Origin of the sequence: Limimaricola sp. G21655-S1, from assembly GCF_027213785.1 — a bacterium.
GTDB lineage: Bacteria > Pseudomonadota > Alphaproteobacteria > Rhodobacterales > Rhodobacteraceae > Limimaricola.
In genome coordinates this window covers 1-410 of the sequence record NZ_JAPWGO010000098.1, presented here as the reverse complement: position 1 = coordinate 410, position 410 = coordinate 1, and the positions used below count along the sequence as shown (strand labels likewise).

Genomic DNA, 410 nt, shown 5'->3' with positions numbered 1-410 from the left:
AACCTGACCGACCGGATCACCTATCTCGAGGAAGGCGACCGGGCCGAGGTGACCCGCGCGGGCGCGGTGATCTTCGACGCGCAGGGCCGCGAGGTCTCGCGCCCCGAGAAGCGCATCGCCCAGGCGGCGGCGCAGGTCGACAAGGCCGGGCACAAGCACTTCATGGCCAAGGAGATCGCCGAGCAGCCCCGGGTGCTGGCCGAGGCGCTGGGGCACTACCTGACCCCCGAGGGCCAGATCGCCCTGCCCGCGCCCGGCATCGACTTCACCGCCATCGAGCGGCTGACGCTGGTCGCCTGCGGCACCGCCTTCTACGCCTGCAACGTCGCGAAGTACTGGTTCGAGCAGGTGGCGCGGCTGCCGGTCGAGATCGACGTCGCCTCGGAATACCGCTACCGCGAGCCCCCGGT

The 410-nt window shown here is 71.2% G+C and carries 1 pseudogene; it reads left to right on the top strand.

The features are described from left to right. Window positions 1-410, top strand: a pseudogene (locus O4G76_RS22255) (glutamine--fructose-6-phosphate aminotransferase); the annotation flags it as partial.